Consider the following 16,962-nt stretch of genomic DNA (forward strand, 5'->3'; position numbering starts at 1 on the left):
TCTTCATGAGCTTCCTTATATTCTTTTCTCGCACCCATGAAATATCCCGGAAAGCCAAAGGCTGAATTTCCGGTCAAGGACTCTTCCGTTTGACGTTGAAAAGACAGAGGTGCTGTTTCCAAATAGACGACAGACCTTTCACCAAAAACAATCTTAATCCGTTTGACAAATTCTGAATCCCCAGCAAAGCGGACGCTATCCCAATAACCAATTTTTTCTACAATTTCTTTACGTCTAAACATAAATGAGGACATGTTTGCAAATGTGTAAATACCTGGCTTACCACGACGATAAAAGGTTAACTGATTCGTCGTTCTTGCCTGGTTAGAGAAATTAGCAATAATGGACTGATTTGCTTCCAGATGTTCAACCTGAGTTTTATCTTCTCAGGGTGTGACCAATCATCCGCATCATTAATAGTGACATAATCACCTGTTGCTATTTGTAGGGCAACATTTCGTGCTACATATGCTCCTCCATTCTCTGGAGTACTCAAGCATTTAACCCGCTCATCTTGCTTAACATATTTCATAATGACTTCTTTCGTATGATCCGTGCTACAATCATCAACAACAAGAATTTCAAGGTTACTCCAAGTTTGCTGTAGCATCGCTTCTATTGACGTACCAACTGTATCTGCGGAATTATACGCTGGTATAATGACTGATACTTTTGCTTTTTTGTCAGTAGAATGGCTAGGAGGCTAGTTAAACGGTCGTAGAGAGTTTTATGATCCTCACCTGCAAATGTTATTGGCGAAAGGTGATACATCGCATACATTTCATTTAACAACTGCTCCTTCTCCTTAACATCCCCAGATAAACTAACGAGACCAAGGTAAAGGTCAACATGTTGAGAGTGCTTTAACTCTGCCTCTAACAATTGGTAAGCTTGAATTGTGTTACCTAACCGTTGATAGCACTCAGCTTGTAAAATCTTTGCTCGACGAATAGCACCATTGTCTTTCTCACCATCCAATGCAATTTCAAGGTAATAAAGGCATTGCTCAGCACCGTCTTTACAATATTGATTGACATACCAAACAGCTAGCTCCCACGCTGCATATTTCTTTAAAAAATGATCCTCTTCGATAAGTAACTTTAAATCATCTACAGCTTTCTCACTAAACCCTAGTTCGTATAAGCGATATTTCATTCGTTCAATTTTACGGATTTGTGCACGTTTCTTACCTGGGTTCATCAGCCTTTTTAACGTCTCTTTTTGCTTTTCAGTAAGCATGTTCGCTAGCTTTTCTTTTTGACTTACGCTTAAAAATTGATATAAAAACCAATCAACCGATGATATAACTCCTTTTTTCACCAATCGTAACACTACTTATCACCGCCGTTGTCCGCTTTATCCTTTATTTTTCAATCTTTCACGCTTTTTTTGAATACTCTCTTGATACAGCTCTACCGCCTTTTCAGGTTCTCCATCGTAGCGAATTTGTCCTCTCTCCATCCAAATTGCTCGCGTACACAATTGTCTTGTTAAGGACATACTATGTGTCACAATAATCACTGCTTTTGCTTTTTCCATCATATCCTGAATACGTTCACTAGCTTTTTGTTGAAAAGCGATATCACCTGTTGATAGAGCCTCATCGATAATAAATATATCAGGTTGAAGTGTGGCTGCGATACTAAAACCTAAACGTGCCTTCATCCCACTTGAGTAATTTTTGACAGGTTTATCGATCGCTTTCTCTAATCCGGAAAATTTCACTATTTCAGGATAGTCGTTTTCTACTTTCGTTCGGTTAATTCCAAGTAACATTCCATTCAAGTAGATATTATCAGTTCCTGTTAATTGTTCATTGAATCCCGCTCCATAGCTTAACAGAGAAGTTGTTTCACCATTTAGCTGTAAAGAACCTTCCTCTGGACGAAGGATCCTGTTAACACCTTTGTCAGCGTACTTTTCCCAGCACCATTATGACCGATGATCCCAACAACTTCTCCTTCTTTTATTTCAAAGCTAATATCTTTCAATGCCCAAAATGGTTTTTTATTCAGTTGGAAAGAAACCGCGATTTTTTCTGCTTTTATAATAGCCTGATCCACAATCGCAGTAGCTGTTTTTTCAAGCTCTAGTTTCTCCCGCTTTTTCCTTTTCCGTGCTGGTATTGATTTTTTATATTGTTCAACCACTTCAGTAGGATCACCAACAGCTCGAATAACACCTTTATCTAACCAAATTAAACGATCACAATTCCTTTTGGCATACTTCAAGCTATGTGTTACTAAAATAACCATTTTCGCTTTTTGAACAAGCTCACGCATTTTCTGAGCTGCTTTTTGGCTAAATTCGCGATCTCCTGTATTTAGAGCTTCATCTAAAATTAACACTTCAGGCTCCATATGTGACGCCACACTAAAGCCAAGTCTTGCTTTCATTCCACTAGAATAATATTTCATCGGCTGATCTAAGAAATCTCCTAAATCGGCAAATTGTTGAATTTCATCTATATATTCAGCTATTTTTTCTTTATCGATTCCGAGCATCATTCCATTTAGATAGACATTTTCACGACCTGTTAGCTCCTTTTTAAAGCCCATCCCTAACGAGAATAAGGCCGTGACGCTCCCATCAACAGCAATGGAACCTTCATCCGGCTGCAAAATACCTGAAATTAATTTACATAACGTTGTTTTCCCTGAACCATTTGATCCAATAACCCCTAAAACTTCACCTTTATAGCCTTGAAAATCAATATGCTTCATCGGCCAAACGAACTTTTCCTTTGTTTCTGATTCCTTTCTCTTAAATATATTAATCATTTTTGATTTATAATCATCTCGTTTACCAACAGGGAAACATACACCGAGATTTTCAGCTCGAATCACTACTTCTCGGTTCTGGTCAGTTAAGATGTTATCTTTATACATAGTAACTCCTTTACAATGCTTTAATTATTTTATGTTCGTTTCGACTATAGTGATAGAGCATACCAAAGCTGACCATTAATGAAACAACAGCAATGATCATTAATGCAACTAAATCGGGAGTGGAGTGATACATTAGAACATCCCGATAGCTATTTACTAGGATTGCAACTGGATTATAGTCAACAATCCAGCTAAATGATGTACCACTTAAACGGCCCATCCAAATAATCGGTGATGCATAAAACATAACTCTCGTTACGTGAGTTAAGACATAATCAATATCGCGAATAAAGACATTAAAGTAAGCTAACATTAAGCCTATCGCAATTAAAAAGAGTAATTGTGCAACGATAATAAATGGCAGATAAACAACTTGCCATCCTGGTATTGTCCCGCTAAAGATTAGAAAAATCGCAATAACTATTAATCCAAACCCAAAATTGAAAAGCTGTGAGAACGTGAATGCAAATGGGAAAATAGACTTTGGCAAATAGACTTGATTAATAATAGAAGAATATTTCGTGATTGATTTTGCCGATGAATTCACTGTTGTACTTATCCAACGCCAAGAGATTAATCCGATTGCTAAATAAACAAGATATTCACGAGGGTCATCACCAGCTCTCCCTAATACAATTGCAACAAGAAAAAAATAAACAGCCACATTTAATAATGGATCTAATAACCACCAAAAATAACCTAAATAGCTATTACGGTGTTCAGCCTTTAATCCAGATTTAACTAAATATATTAATAAATCTTTACGCTTTAAAAGTTCATTGATATAATTTTTCATTCTTCAAACTACACCGCCTACGATAAATTAAAACTATAACTAAAACGTTAACCACTCACCTAGCATACTTCACAAGCTTAAACACAACATAATGCCCAAAATACCACAAGCTCTTTACTAAGTTCAATCCTTCAATTTCTCGATACACTCGCCAATTTTGCTTAGCCATTTTTATTTTGTTGCTTGAAACGGACTGACGACCGACACGGTATAAAGCTAAAGGCTCCTTCAAGCCGTATGCGGTAAAGCCACGTTTACATATATGGAGCCAAAGAACATAATCCTGCCGTGATCGAATATCGACCATTTCTACCGCTCCAACTTTTTCTTTATCTAATAAAACGGTTAAACATCCTACTACATTATGCTTCAATAGATCTTCATACGTTGCTTCCTCTGGTACATCAACGAGCTTGCCCGTCTCGTTACCTTCAAGATCGATGACATGATATTGAGTAAATGAAAAAGCAACATTACGTTCCTTCATAAATTGAAGCTGTCTTTCCAACTTTTCAGGAAGCCATTTATCATCGCTATCTAAAAAGGCTAAATATCGTCCACTTGCCGCTTGAATCGCCGTATTACGCGTAATCGCCGGCCCTTGGTTTTTATCGAGCTGTATGAAGCGAATGCGCGGCTCGCGTGCTGCGTAGGATTGAACAATCTCAACCGTTCGATCAGTAGAACAATCGTCAACGATCAGCATTTCCCAATTTTCATACGTTTGTGCTAGAACGGATTCAATTGTTTCAGCAATGTACGCTTCGGCGTTATAAGCCGGCGTAATAATCGAGACTGTAGACATCTTTTCACCCTCTTCTACTGGTGAGAAGGGGCTAGCTTACGATACCACGCAATTAGCTTTTCCTGTTCCTTCTCCCAATTTAATTCGTTTAGAACGGCTTGTCGACCATTTTCGCCCATTTTTTCGCTTCTTCACGATTTGTCCGTAAAAACTCAATTGCTTCATATACTGCATCTGGATCATTTGGATCGATCGCTAGTCCACACTTATATTTTTTAACGAATGCCTCCCACACCGGGAAGTTTGAACAGAGAATAGGCAATCCATGACTCATATATTCAAAGAACTTCGTTAATTCCTTACGCATATAATGTGGATCATACGGAAATAGTGCAATGCCAGCAATCCAAGGTTTCTCTACATATGCTTGATCAATTTCCGCTTTCGGTACATAGCTCTCAATACCGTTAATGACAATTTGTGCTTTTTTATCTTTAGCTTCGACATACATTTGCTCAGCTAAACCTTGTGCACATTTCCCATAAAACCGAACGGTCACAGCTGGATGATAGGTAGGAATTCGTGCCTGCGTAAGTGCACCTCTCGTCTCTGAAAGATTCCCAGTATAAATCAACTCATCACTTGCTTGATCCATCTTCCGTTCTGCAGAAATTTGTTCTTGATCAAGAATTGGATAATTTAACAGGCACACACCTCTTTTATATTTCTCTTGATAATATTTTTCTGCCAAAAGAAGCTCCAGCTTCCGTGAAAAAAAGGACTCCATCATGCGATACCCTTTTGCCAATACCCTTTGCAAGAGCTTCGGTAAATATTCCTTTTGTAAAATACTTGTTTCATAATCCTCATGTATATCATAAATGACGACATTATGTTTCTTTTTTAAAAGCCAAGCTACGGGTAAAAGCTCTGGGTCATGAATCGTATAAAAATCAGCATGTACCTTTTTTGCTTTTCGATACGCATCAATCGTTGATAAAAACATCCGTTTGAGGCGATTTGTTTGTTTTTTTAGCGAGATGAGGTTCACATTAGTTTCCCCAATCACCTCTTTTGCATTTGGAGCAATGAATGTAACATCGTATCCAGCCTTTTGCAATGACTGACATTGCTTATAATAAATCCGCGGATCGAGCGGATGATGTACAGTTGTTATATGGACGACCTTTTGTTTTTGTCCCAAAGCGACCTCACACCTTTTTTCGCTTTAACGTTTGTAAAAATAATGTCTCATATTGGGCGACTATTTTCTTCGCATCAAAATGAGCGGCTCGTTCAATCCCTTTTACGCGAACTTGTTCCATCTCTTCTTGGTTATATGATAAAACCATTTGCATTTTCTCTGCCACTTCTCTTACATCAGCAACTTTACACAATTGACCGTATTTGCCGTGATTGAGCACTTCCCTTGGACCTGACAGACAGTCTGTTGCGACGACAGGAGTTCCAGTTGCTAATGCTTCAGCAATGACATGACTAAAGCCTTCATGAATCGATGTCAAAACAAAGAGATCGGATTTCGCAAAATAGAGATACGGATTTGACTGAAAACCGAGGAAGTGAACACGGTCTGCAATCTCTAATTGATTCGTTAATGACACTAAGCTCTCTTTTAATGGACCTTCACCTAGTAAAATAAGCTGACATTTTATCGTTTCGTTCACTTTGGCAAAAGCTTTCAAAAGTGTTTCTTGATCCTTTTGTTTCACTAACCGACCTGCTGTAACGATCACTTTATCGGCTGTTTCAAATAGTGCTTCATGTTCAGGATCTAACTTCCCTTGGTCGATCTTCGTTTCAATCATTTGCAAGTCAACAGGATTGTAGATGACTTCAATATCGCTAGGTTTCACTTTATAACGTCGAACTAAATTCCGTTTAACCCCTTCTGATAGTGAGACAATCTGGTGAGCCAGCTTGTAAATCATACCAAAGCCAAGGAGCTGGATATTTTCTTTCACACTGCCGCCTAAGTTATCGGCTTCCCGAATAATATTAACGGCTTTTCTACGTGCTAAACGATTGGCAATAATCGCAATCGTGTTCACACGTGGGATCGTACTAAAAACAATGTCAATCTCTTCTTCCTGAATAATCTCCTTAAGCCTTCCAATTGAACGACTTAAGCGTGCTGTCTCCAATTTAATAAACGTAATATCCTTCTTTAATTCACGCTCGTATGAACCGTTCATATTAAGCGTAACCAAATATGGAATAAAGCGTTCACGATCAACATTATTCATAATATTTAATAACGTTCGTGCCGCTCCGCCTCCACCCATTTGATAGATAAAAAAGAGGATTTTCACTTTCTTCACCATAAGGTACCGACCTTTCTCCTTTACGGTAAACACTAAACATACAAACCAATAATCGATTATACCATATTCTCTTTGAGGAAGTCGCTTAACTTTCGCTCATTACAAAGAGTGACACAACATTTTGTTTTTATTCCACAGTTCCAACTTAATTAACTTGTTTAATTATTTAAAACGGTTGCTCTCAAAGATAGAAAGATGTTTAATAGAGTTGAAAGACTTCCAACGATTAACATTGTTTGGAATAGAGAGATCAACTCATACTTATGGTAAGATGGATAACAAATATAAAAATGTATTTTTTTAAGAGGTGACTGTAATGAAAGTTCGTAAAGCCATTATTCCAGCCGCGGGTCTTGGCACTCGCTTTTTACCTGCAACGAAAGCTCAACCGAAAGAAATGCTTCCAATTGTTGATAAACCAACAATCCAATATATTGTGGAAGAAGCAGTAGCTGCCGGAATTGAAGATATTATGATTGTTAGTGGACGTGGAAAACGAGCGATTGAGGACCACTTCGATAAATCGTACGAGCTTGAGGAGACATTAGCTCAAAAAGAAAAATTTGCTATGTTAGAAGAAGTTCAAGCGATCTCGAATATCGCCAACATTCATTATATTCGACAAAAGGAACCGAAAGGACTAGGTCATGCCATCGCTTGTGCGAGCCGCTTTATTGGTGACGAACCTTTTGCGGTGTTATTAGGGGATGATATCGTTGAATCTGATACTCCATGCTTAAAGCAGCTAATCGACGTGTACAATCGCTACCACTCCTCTGTTGTAGGTGTTCAACCAGTTGCTGATGCTGACGTTTCAAAATATGGGATTATTGCACCAAAAGGTACGGAAATCGAAGAGCATGTCCTTCATGTTGAAACGTTAGTTGAAAAGCCTAAACCAGCAGAGGCTCCATCGAACTTGGCCATTATGGGACGTTACGTGTTGCGCCCAGAAATCTTTGATATTTTAGCAAATCTTGAGCCTGGTGCCGGAAATGAAATTCAATTAACGGATGCTCTTGTTAAGCTAAATCAACAACAGGCTGTCTTAGCTTGTGAATTTACTGGAAAGCGATATGACGTTGGCGATAAGCTTGGCTTTATTCAAGCAACGATTGATTTTGCCCTTAACCGTAACGATCTACGTGATGATGTTTTGAAATATATTGAAAAGAAAGCAAATGAAAACCTAGTAAAATAAGAAAAACACGGAATAATTGCTTATTCTTTAATGAACAGAGACAGCGTCAAAGCAACGCTGTCTCCTTTATTTATACCCTAATGGATTCATTTGTTGCCATTTCCATGCATCTTGGCACATTTCCTCTAACCCTTTTTCCGCTTGCCAATTAAGCTGTTTATACGCTTTGGTCGGATCAGCATAACAGATGGCAATATCACCAGGTCTGCGTTCACTTACTACGTAGGGAATAGTTTGCTCTGTTACTTTTTCAAACGCCTGAATCATTTCCAAGACGCTATAACCATTTCCAGTTCCTAAATTGTATGCATCAATTCCAGCTTCTTGTTCAATCTTTTGCAACGCCTTCACATGTCCTCTCGCTAAATCAACAACATGTATGTAATCACGTACCCCTGTCCCATCTTTTGTCGGGTAGTCGTCACCAAAAACAGTGAGGTGTTCTAACTTTCCAATCGCAACCTGTGTAATATATGGAATTAAATTATTCGGAATCCCACTCGGATCTTCGCCAATTAATCCACTTTTATGTGCTCCAACCGGGTTAAAATAACGAAGCAAAGCAATTGACCAATCTGGCTTTGAACAATAAAGGTCACGTAGCATTTCTTCTATTACAATCTTTGTTCTTCCATATGGATTTGTTGCTCCTAACGGTGATGTTTCATCTAAAGGTACTTCTTCCGATACTCCATATACAGTTGCCGATGAACTAAAGACGAGCTTTTTCACACCATATTTTTGCATGACTTCACATAAATAAATCGTTCCTGTTACATTTTGATGATAATAATGTAGCGGTATTTCTACCGATTCTCCAACAGCCTTCAGACCCGCCAAATGAATAACTGCTTCAATTTTATATTTTGCAAATACGCTCTCTAATTGGTCGCGATCAAGCAAATCAATTTGTTCAAAGTAACAAGTTTTTCCAGTGATTTGCTCCACTCTTCTAATCGATTCATAATGACTATTAGCTAAATTATCAACTACTACTACCTCATAACCTGCTTCAAGTAGTTCTAGGCATGTATGACTACCAATGTAACCTGCTCCACCCGTTACAAGAATCATTGACTCTCACTCCTTTATCGTTACTATACCATAGCGACACTCTTTCAACATCATTCACTCTTTTTCTCTAAGGACTGTTCCTTTATTTAAGCGATTTTATTATAATGAACATATGTCTTAATGCAAATTCTACTTTTATAACCATTTTTCATCATCCTCAATTTGGAAAGAAGGTGTTTTTCATGTCTAAAAAAGTGCTCATTTCAATGATTAGTTTTGTCCTAATTATCAGTGTAGCAGGGCTACTTCTGTTTCCATTCGAATCTAGTGGGAAAATTGAAGAACTAGAGCGGGAGGCCAATTACTCCTTTGATCAAGCACACTATGATGAGAGCATAGAATTATATAAAGAAATTCTAGCTATTGATCCGTTACATATTAACGCGCGTGTTGGATTAGCACATAGCTATATAGGGATTGCCAGGCTCGATTTAGCCGAGCAAACACTCCGAGAAGGAATTGATTTGCAATCAGAAGTCTCTATCTTTTATACACATCTCGTTGACCTATTTTTGAGTCAATCAAAAATAAACGATGCTATCGCAATATTGGAACTCGGTATTGAGCAAGCGGATCAAACAGAATTCCAAGACACTTACGACCAATTTATGGCTGATATTTACATTCACATTGAACGCCCCTTCATTCAGTTAGATCACAGGCGTCCTATTCAACTCGTATGGTCAGATGGTGAGGAACGCATGATTCCACTTGATGCTGAATGGACTTCTCAAAATGAAGAGATTGCAAAAGTTGTAGAGGACGACCTCGGTTTAGAAGTTAAAGGCTCTAGCATCGGCACTACAACAATTGTCGCTACAACTGGGTCGATTGAACGTGAACTCGAAATTGAAATAAAAGAGCAAGTCGTTGAAGACATTAAATGGGATAATATTGATGATGAGCCAACTGTTGCAGTGAATGACGAGCTTGAGCTTTCTATTTCGGCTTATGACGCTAATGACAACCCTATGGAAGTTGAACCCGATTGGTCATTAGAAAAAGGGTTTGGTACAATAGAAGAGTCTGAGATTAATAACGAATTGATTCAGTTTATTGCCGATGAAGAAGGGATTGAAACGATCCACACAACGATCGATGGTTTAACATCATCTATTAATATTCGAATTTCTGGTGAAAATCATACGATCTTATCTGACACAATAGGAGAAGGACACGTTACGATTTTCCCAGAACAAGACACGTATGAACCTGGCACTCTTATTACTGTTGAAGCTTTGCCTGCTCAAGGTTGGTCTTTTGTCAGATGGGAAGGGGATTTAGATGGCACATCGACTAGTCATGACCTTACAGTTGAAGACAACTTGTCCATTACAGCCGTTTTTGCACGTGACACTGACGAATATCAATTAGCTTTGTCAAAGTCAGGCTCGGGCACCGTAACTCAAGACAAATCTGGTTCAACTTTCTCACCTAATGAAACAGTTACGATACATGCAACCCCTGACTCTGGCTGGGAATTTGTTCATTGGACTGGATCATTAGAAAGCACAAATGCATCTTTAACGATTGACATGAATGAGGATCTATCATTACGAGCAGTTTTTAGACAAATTGATCAAGGAAGAACAGATCATATTAACACAAATGATAGTAATACAACTAATAACAGTTCATCTAGTAACAATACAAGCTCGCAATCAAATAATGTTCCAAACAACAAGAACGAGAAACCAGTGAATTCTCCACCTCCAACAGATGATGAAGAACCAGCTAATGATGCTAATAATGAGCAATACAATAGCGAAAAAGTAAATGAACAGGCAACACCCGAGACAGTCCAATTATCTGTTGGAAGACGAGGTGAAGGAATTGTTCTATCAAATCGCTCACAACATGGAATAGAAAAAGGCTCCACTGTTACACTTGAAGCACGTGCTAGTAGTAATTGGGAGTTTAGCCATTGGGAAGGAGATGCTTCAGGCACAAACCAAGTCTTGACAGTAACGATGAATCAAGCAAAATCAATTACAGCAGTCTTTATTGAAAAAGGTGTTACTGAGGAACCAGAACCACCAGAAAACGAAGAGGGATAATTCTTACGAAAAAGAAGGGCGGAAAATTTGCTTTGAAACAACGTTAATTACTAGTACGATCGTTTTAGCGATCATCATTATTATTGGTGGACATTATTACTACCAGCAAAAACTACAAGCTATCGCTGAAGAGGCTCAGCAAATCGATGTTGACATCATCGATAATGAGGAGGATAAAGATAAAGAACCTACTGTCAGTGATGACGATGCAAGTACGGAACTCCCATCCGCTACCGGTATGCTCAATGAGTGGATTGAGCAATACGGTACGGATGGTTCGCTTGAGATCGTTGCATTCGGATCTACTTCCATAACCCATGAAGACGTTGATTTATCATGGCCTTATGTACTAACCGATTTATTACAAAGTACTGCCGGTAATATTGATGTTAATATGCATGTTGTAGATGTCGATAGATTAAATACGTTTGAAATAGCCGAGAGTGATTATATTGATGAAGTGATTAGCCTTCGTCCAGAAGTACTTTTGATTGAACCATTTCTCTTAAATGATAATGGTGTCTTGATGAAAGAGGATTCAATTGAAATGTTAAGAAGAATTCTTTCACATTTAGAGCCGGAGTTAGCAGAGACTGAAATCATCCTACTTCCAGGGAACCCATTATTTGGAGCTGGCTATTACTTAGAACAAACTCAAGCTTTAGAGCAATTTGCCAATGATGAAGATTATATTTACGCTGATCATTGGTTTGCATGGCCTTCAACTGATGATTCTGAGTTAAATAATCTTATTGAAAATGCCAGACCGAATGAGCAAGGGCATCACGTTTGCAGAAGCGTTATATGAAGTATTTACCAAATAAAAAGGTTACATAAGCTAGCACGGAGGAGAAATCACCCTCCGTGTTTTTTTATAATAGTGCTTTTAACACCTTAACCCATCCAAATATTGATAGCCATAACGGAACGCTTAATATCGAACCCCATAGTAAGCCTTTAATAATATTATGATCTTCCGTCATAAACGCTCTCCTTCTTTTTTTTAAAAAGTATGATCATTTGGAGAGCTGCTTATACTTAATTCCGACATGTTAGCTAACATTTTGACATATTTACCCATAAAAATAATCCAAGAACATATTCTCGGACTTTTTTTGATCACCTATCTAAGACAGACGTGAAATGGATTGTTCACATAAATCAATCATTTCTGCTAAATAATCTTGTTCTCTTAATGGTGTCCATGGAATTTCAATTCCTCTTCCTGGAGCAAATGCCTTACCGTAACATTGATCATTTTCATTCGTTGAAATGTATATATCCCAGCTCCATCGCTCCGCTTGATGTTTAGTTGGGGTGCTATCTATTTCAGCTAAATAATACTTATTTTGACCAAAGGCCATTTTCATGACTACCACTCCTTCTCACTTAACTTTAATCAGTTCCTTTACTAATATGTATATACTACGACTTTTATGAGTGATTGTCCTTTTTAATGTAAGAAATCCTTTCAATTTTTTTCCTATATCCTCTTTTCTAAAAACAATTGACATTCTTGCAGAAAAGTGATAGTTTGATAAGGTCTTTCATGTATTAGTGATTTAATAAACTAAAGGATTTTTGGAGTGATCATTTATGAATGCCGTTTTAATTGCTGTTTTAATCATGCTCATATTAAGTTTATCGAGAGTCCATGTCGTACTCGCACTAGCAATTGGTGCGTTAGTAGGTGGTCTAGTAGGTGGCTTAGGCTTTGAGCATACAATATCAACGTTTAATGATGGATTAGGTGGTGGAGCAACGGTTGCTTTAAGCTATGCTCTTCTAGGTGCTTTTGCAGTAGCAATTGCTCGAACAGGACTACCAGACGTAATGGTTCAGTTTGTTATACGCCTAGTCGGAAAAAACAACGATTCGCGAAAAGCCGCTTTATCAAAAGCACTAATATTTTTTATTTTAACAATCGTAGCTTGCTTTTCACAAAATGTCGTACCTATTCATATTGCATTTATCCCAATTTTAATTCCACCAATTTTGCAAATTTTAAATGAATTAGGTGTTGACCGTCGGGCAATTGCAACAATATTAACGTTTGGATTAACAGCACCTTATATTTTCTTGCCGTACGGGTTTGGGAAGATTTTCCACGAAATCATCGCCGATAATATGAATGAAAATGAATTAACCGTCACATTATCTGATATTCCAACAGCAATGGCTTTACCGACACTAGGCTCGTTCTTGGACTTTTGGTCGCACTTCTGATCACATACCGCAAGAAACGTCAATACGAAAGTAAGCCGGTATTAGGTGTTTCAGATACAAAACAGCAATATACAGTTTGGTCCGTTTATGCTGCTGGTGCTGCGATTATCATCACGTTAATCATCCAAAGTGTTTTTGAATCAATGATTATTGCTGCTTTATCTGGTTTAATTGTTCTGTTTGCTTCTCGTTCTTTAAAGTGGAAAGAAGCGGATGGTGTCGTCACAGAGGGGATGAAGATGATGGCATTCATCGGGTTTGTGATGCTAACAGCCTCAGGTTTTGCTGCAGTCATACGTGAGACTGGTCATGTTGATTTACTTGTCAATCAAGCAACCACTATTATTGGGGATAATCGAGCTGCAGCAGCCTTTCTCATGCTAATTATCGGGTTATTTATTACGATGGGAATCGGGTCTTCTTTTGCGACAATTCCGATTATCGCTACTTTATTCGTCCCATTAGGTGTAGCCGCTGGTTTTTCTCCATTAGCGATTATCGCTCTAATCGGTACAGCTGGTGCCTTAGGCGATGCAGGAGCTCCAGCCTCTGACAGTACACTTGGGCCAACCGCGGGACTTAATGCTGACGGACAGCATAATCATATTTGGGATACTTGTGTACCTACTTTTTTACATTTTAATATCCCTCTTTTCATATTTGGTTGGCTAGCAGCAATGGTTTTATAAGAACCAGTCACTGTTAGAAATTACACATGGAAATTTTCATACTCATATTAGATTGCAAAACAAGCACAGTCAGAAAAAACTGACTGTGCTTGTTTTATATTATCATTTATTCAACTGTTATTGTTGTTGATACGTCAATTTCCAATGTATCACCTTGCTCCAATTCGATTGAAATCCCTTCATTTGTGAGAGTATTTTGGCTCTTTGACACCCCATCTGGACCTTTAATGATTAAATTGCCAGTTTGGTCACCGTCTGCATGTGCAAAATAATGACCTGCAGGGATGTCTGCCCCTATAATATAGTAACCTTGATCAAGTGTTAGCGAATCGTCAAGACCTACAGCAATCTCCTCTTGAACTTCCTCTTCTATATTATCATTGTTATCACCATCAGGTTCCTCATTCACATCCAAATCAATGTTATTCTCTTCTAACTCTTGGCGTAATTGCTCAATCTCAGCATTTAGTTGATCATATTCAAGTACTAACTCTTCATGCTTTTCCTGTAACTCCTTATATTCCGATTCTAGTTGGCTATAATCATTCTCATTGCTTTCTTGACTACAGCCTACTATAGTAAAGGCCAATGCACTGTATAAGAAAATCCACTTTTTCATCTATACCACTCCTCGTTGTATTGTAAGAATACTCGGTGCACTAATCTTAGTATTTTAAAAAGAACAGGACGTATCCAGTACTCCTCTACAAATAATGAACGTATTGAGCGATTCACCCTATAACCGCAACCTGAAGCCGTTAATTTTTAAAACTCTTAGCTAAGTATATGACGCGTAGCCATTCTTTATTTAAATATACGTCTACTGGAGTTCTCATAGTCATTAAGCTAAATCAACATTATGATAGACTTGCTTTACATCCTCCAAATCCTCTAATACATCAATTAGCTTCTCAAATTGCTCTTGATCTTCGTTTGTTAGCGTAACTTCACTTTGCGGAAGCATCGTTAATTCAGCAACAGTAAATTCTGTCACACCAGCTTGCTTGAAAGCTTCTTGAACAGCATGAAATTGTTCTGGCTCTGCATAAACAATGACTGAATCATCCTCTGCAAATAAATCTCTTACTTCAACATCCGCCTCCATTAATAGCTCCAAAACGTCCTCTTCACTTTTTTGCTCTACACCGATAACGGCCGTTGCATCGAACATGTAAGCAACTGAACCACTAACCCCCATATTCCCACCGTTTTTTCCAAAAGCAGCACGAACTTCTGAAGCTGTTCGATTCACATTATTCGTTAGTGCATCAACTATAATCATTGAGCCATTCGGACCAAATCCTTCGTAACGTAGCTCATCATAGCTTTCTTCACTACCTCCCTTTGCCTTTTCAATCGCTCGATCAATAATTGCTTTAGGTACGTTATACGTTTTCGCCCTCTCTAATACAACTTTCAATGCTTGATTTAATTCGGGATCTGGCTCACCTTGCTTAGCCACTACATATATCTCCCGACCGAACTTTGCATATATACGACTCGTATTTGCGTCCTTAGACGCCTTCTTTTCTTTAATGTTATTCCACTTACGCCCCATACTATCCACTCACCTTTTCTTCAATTCTCAATTCTAACTCATTACCTTTATTATAACGTACAAACATTATTAGAATCGAGCCTTAATCCTTAACGAATTTATCTCGTAGTATACTCGTTTCTTCCACATTTGTCCCGTAGCAGATCATACGAAGATAAATCAATATACTTCGTTCATAGTAGATATTAGATATTTACTCATATTCGATGTAATACGTTCAACAGCAAAATATCTAAATAATTACTATCGCTGCGTAGGAGATTCTTATTAACCATCCAGCTAAGGTATAAAACAACTAGTTCTTTAGTCTCATTTTTTAAAAATATATTCCCTCTGCATCTTTTTTCCTAGTATACTAAATAATGTTGTGAATTGTTTACTAAATTCTGCTCTGGCTAATACAAAAATATAACAAAGGTAATGTGATAAATAATAATAGGGAGGCTAAAAAGGATGTACTTAACACCGGAACAAATGGCTCAAAGGAAACAACGGAAAAAAATGTTGATAACATACATTATTGTCCCATTGATTGCCGTTGCGATAGGTGCAGGTGTAACCGTACTATCAAGCATGCTGTAATAAAAAACTAGTGTCCCAATAGTATGGACACTAGTTTTTTATTCCTCAATTTCTAATAGATCTTCTTCCTTATTCTCATTGACATTCTTAGTAATGCGTTTCCAAATAACAATCGAGATAATCGATAATACGATTATACTTAATACTGTTAACGGCAGTATCGCAATAATAATGAAATTCAACTGATTTGTTTGTGGAATAAGGCCATTAGAATAAACGTTTGTATTATGCAAAAATAGTATAAAGAAAGGAACAAACGCCAGCGAAGTAAGTCCTAAGTTACCAAACAAAGCATAGCTCTCAAAACGGCTATGGAAGTACAAGCTCGCTATTAAAAATAATACAATTAATAAGACTGGAGCTAGATAAGCTAAAAAGGAATAGTCCCCATGAATCATACTATTTCTAGCGACAAAATAAAGCCAGATAATATTGAGCACCATACAACTATTTACGATATACGTAACGTAAGTTGAGTATTTATTTAATGAAAATTTCTTTGATTCCGTTTTCAATTCAAATTCTTGATTCCCTTCATCCAGTTCATCCATTTCGTCTTGTTGATTTTCTATTTTCACTAGATTATAATTCAACCCGCAAGAAGGACAAAAATTAGCTTCCTCTTCCTTATTTGCTCCACAAGTCGGACAAAAATTAATGACCATATTCATACCTCACACTATAATTATTCACTTTTGCTACTTTTCTTCATTCTATTATACTATATAATGATACATATTGATTAACAGAAGGAAAAAATATACTAAATAGTAAGAAAGTTGGATGTATTCCCAATAATAAGTG

Annotated in this window: 17 protein-coding genes and 2 pseudogenes; 5 read left to right on the forward strand and 14 right to left on the reverse strand. The window is 37.6% G+C overall.

Going from position 1 to position 16,962, the window contains the following annotated elements:
* The 9 genes and pseudogenes from JCM19034_RS15900 to JCM19034_RS15935 all read right to left on the reverse strand — a co-directional run.
* A pseudogene (locus JCM19034_RS15900) lies at positions 1 to 242 on the reverse strand (glycosyltransferase family 2 protein); the annotation flags it as partial.
* Between the two features lie 56 nt (positions 243 to 298).
* Positions 299 to 661: a glycosyltransferase family A protein gene (locus JCM19034_RS15905; protein ID WP_082394132.1), complete on the reverse strand. Its 363-nt coding sequence runs from the start codon at positions 659 to 661 to the stop codon at positions 299 to 301.
* A complete protein-coding gene (locus tag JCM19034_RS15910) occupies positions 616 to 1,320 on the reverse strand; it encodes a hypothetical protein (protein ID WP_156324013.1) in 705 nt (234 codons plus the stop codon). The genes JCM19034_RS15905 and JCM19034_RS15910 overlap by 46 nt, the downstream gene beginning before the upstream one ends.
* 36 nt (positions 1,321 to 1,356) lie before the next feature.
* The gene (locus tag JCM19034_RS25235; RefSeq protein WP_156324014.1) at positions 1,357 to 1,785 is read right to left on the reverse strand and encodes a hypothetical protein; all 429 of its coding nucleotides are present in this window, start codon (positions 1,783 to 1,785) and stop codon (positions 1,357 to 1,359) included.
* 74 nt (positions 1,786 to 1,859) lie between these two features.
* Complete coding sequence (locus JCM19034_RS15915; RefSeq protein WP_156324015.1) at positions 1,860 to 2,888, reverse strand: ATP-binding cassette domain-containing protein; 1,029 nt, start codon at positions 2,886 to 2,888, stop codon at positions 1,860 to 1,862.
* Between the two features lie 10 nt (positions 2,889 to 2,898).
* Positions 2,899 to 3,684: an ABC transporter permease gene (locus JCM19034_RS15920; RefSeq protein WP_062051271.1), complete on the reverse strand. Its 786-nt coding sequence runs from the start codon at positions 3,682 to 3,684 to the stop codon at positions 2,899 to 2,901.
* A 55-nt stretch (positions 3,685 to 3,739) separates the two neighbouring features.
* A complete protein-coding gene (locus JCM19034_RS15925; protein ID WP_062051273.1) occupies positions 3,740 to 4,489 on the reverse strand; it encodes a glycosyltransferase family 2 protein in 750 nt (249 codons plus the stop codon).
* An 88-nt stretch (positions 4,490 to 4,577) separates the two neighbouring features.
* Entirely contained in the window at positions 4,578 to 5,633 is a 1,056-nt protein-coding gene (locus JCM19034_RS15930) for a glycosyltransferase (RefSeq protein ID WP_370622102.1), read from the reverse strand.
* Between the two features lie 7 nt (positions 5,634 to 5,640).
* On the reverse strand, positions 5,641 to 6,771 hold the full coding sequence (locus tag JCM19034_RS15935; protein ID WP_370622104.1) for a glycosyltransferase: 1,131 nt from the start codon (positions 6,769 to 6,771) through the stop codon (positions 5,641 to 5,643).
* Between the two features lie 316 nt (positions 6,772 to 7,087).
* On the opposite strand from JCM19034_RS15935, the gene galU reads away from it, so the two are divergent.
* On the forward strand, positions 7,088 to 7,972 hold the full coding sequence (galU, locus tag JCM19034_RS15940; protein WP_062051278.1) for a UTP--glucose-1-phosphate uridylyltransferase GalU: 885 nt from the start codon (positions 7,088 to 7,090) through the stop codon (positions 7,970 to 7,972).
* A gap of 66 nt (positions 7,973 to 8,038) precedes the next feature.
* On the opposite strand, the gene galE is transcribed toward galU, so the two are convergent.
* Positions 8,039 to 9,046, reverse strand: coding sequence for a UDP-glucose 4-epimerase GalE (gene galE / locus JCM19034_RS15945; RefSeq protein ID WP_062051280.1), 1,008 nt, complete (start codon positions 9,044 to 9,046; stop codon positions 8,039 to 8,041).
* A 182-nt stretch (positions 9,047 to 9,228) separates the two neighbouring features.
* Here galE and JCM19034_RS15950 point away from each other — a divergent pair, with 182 nt between their 5' ends.
* Positions 9,229 to 11,103 (forward strand): tetratricopeptide repeat protein, encoded by a 1,875-nt coding sequence (locus JCM19034_RS15950; RefSeq protein ID WP_062051282.1) that lies wholly within the window; start codon positions 9,229 to 9,231, stop codon positions 11,101 to 11,103.
* Positions 11,051 to 11,911 (forward strand): hypothetical protein, encoded by an 861-nt coding sequence (locus JCM19034_RS15955; protein WP_062051284.1) that lies wholly within the window; start codon positions 11,051 to 11,053, stop codon positions 11,909 to 11,911. The genes JCM19034_RS15950 and JCM19034_RS15955 overlap by 53 nt, the downstream gene beginning before the upstream one ends.
* Before the next feature lie 319 nt (positions 11,912 to 12,230).
* On the opposite strand, the gene JCM19034_RS15960 is transcribed toward JCM19034_RS15955, so the two are convergent.
* Positions 12,231 to 12,473: a hypothetical protein gene (locus JCM19034_RS15960; RefSeq protein WP_062051286.1), complete on the reverse strand. Its 243-nt coding sequence runs from the start codon at positions 12,471 to 12,473 to the stop codon at positions 12,231 to 12,233.
* 226 nt (positions 12,474 to 12,699) lie between these two features.
* On the opposite strand from JCM19034_RS15960, the pseudogene JCM19034_RS15965 reads away from it, so the two are divergent.
* A pseudogene (locus JCM19034_RS15965) lies at positions 12,700 to 14,018 on the forward strand (Na+/H+ antiporter family protein).
* 106 nt (positions 14,019 to 14,124) lie between these two features.
* Here JCM19034_RS15965 and JCM19034_RS15970 read toward each other — a convergent pair.
* Entirely contained in the window at positions 14,125 to 14,637 is a 513-nt protein-coding gene (locus JCM19034_RS15970; RefSeq protein ID WP_062051287.1) for a hypothetical protein, read from the reverse strand.
* Between the two features lie 222 nt (positions 14,638 to 14,859).
* Positions 14,860 to 15,576, reverse strand: a complete 717-nt coding sequence (locus tag JCM19034_RS15975) for a YebC/PmpR family DNA-binding transcriptional regulator (RefSeq protein ID WP_062051289.1) — start codon at positions 15,574 to 15,576, stop codon at positions 14,860 to 14,862.
* Positions 15,577 to 16,029: 453 nt separating this feature from the next.
* Here JCM19034_RS15975 and JCM19034_RS24250 point away from each other — a divergent pair, with 453 nt between their 5' ends.
* On the forward strand, positions 16,030 to 16,158 hold the full coding sequence (locus JCM19034_RS24250; RefSeq protein ID WP_269431717.1) for a hypothetical protein: 129 nt from the start codon (positions 16,030 to 16,032) through the stop codon (positions 16,156 to 16,158).
* 38 nt (positions 16,159 to 16,196) lie between these two features.
* Here JCM19034_RS24250 and JCM19034_RS15980 read toward each other — a convergent pair whose 3' ends face one another.
* Positions 16,197 to 16,823 (reverse strand): zinc ribbon domain-containing protein, encoded by a 627-nt coding sequence (locus JCM19034_RS15980; RefSeq protein WP_062051291.1) that lies wholly within the window; start codon positions 16,821 to 16,823, stop codon positions 16,197 to 16,199.
* Between the last annotated feature and the right edge of the window lie 139 nt (positions 16,824 to 16,962).

The organism is Bacillus sp. JCM 19034 (assembly GCF_001310635.1).
Lineage (GTDB): Bacteria > Bacillota > Bacilli > Bacillales > Bacillaceae_D > Halalkalibacter.

Bases quoted from the DNA above. Each gene is read 5' to 3' on its own strand.
- JCM19034_RS15915 (WP_156324015.1), bottom strand. From the start codon at position 2,888: ATGTATAAAGATAACATCTTAACTGACCAGAACCGAGAAGTAGTGATT.
- JCM19034_RS15950 (WP_062051282.1), top strand. From the start codon at position 9,229: ATGTCTAAAAAAGTGCTCATTTCAATGATTAGTTTTGTCCTAATTATC.
- JCM19034_RS15935 (WP_370622104.1), bottom strand. From the start codon at position 6,771: ATGGTGAAGAAAGTGAAAATCCTCTTTTTTATCTATCAAATGGGTGGA.
- JCM19034_RS15960 (WP_062051286.1), bottom strand. From the start codon at position 12,473: ATGAAAATGGCCTTTGGTCAAAATAAGTATTATTTAGCTGAAATAGAT.
- galU (WP_062051278.1), top strand. From the start codon at position 7,088: ATGAAAGTTCGTAAAGCCATTATTCCAGCCGCGGGTCTTGGCACTCGC.
- JCM19034_RS24250 (WP_269431717.1), top strand. From the start codon at position 16,030: ATGTACTTAACACCGGAACAAATGGCTCAAAGGAAACAACGGAAAAAA.
- JCM19034_RS15925 (WP_062051273.1), bottom strand. From the start codon at position 4,489: ATGTCTACAGTCTCGATTATTACGCCGGCTTATAACGCCGAAGCGTAC.
- JCM19034_RS15980 (WP_062051291.1), bottom strand. From the start codon at position 16,823: ATGGTCATTAATTTTTGTCCGACTTGTGGAGCAAATAAGGAAGAGGAA.
- JCM19034_RS15970 (WP_062051287.1), bottom strand. From the start codon at position 14,637: ATGAAAAAGTGGATTTTCTTATACAGTGCATTGGCCTTTACTATAGTA.
- galE (WP_062051280.1), bottom strand. From the start codon at position 9,046: ATGATTCTTGTAACGGGTGGAGCAGGTTACATTGGTAGTCATACATGC.
- JCM19034_RS15920 (WP_062051271.1), bottom strand. From the start codon at position 3,684: ATGAAAAATTATATCAATGAACTTTTAAAGCGTAAAGATTTATTAATA.
- JCM19034_RS15975 (WP_062051289.1), bottom strand. From the start codon at position 15,576: ATGGGGCGTAAGTGGAATAACATTAAAGAAAAGAAGGCGTCTAAGGAC.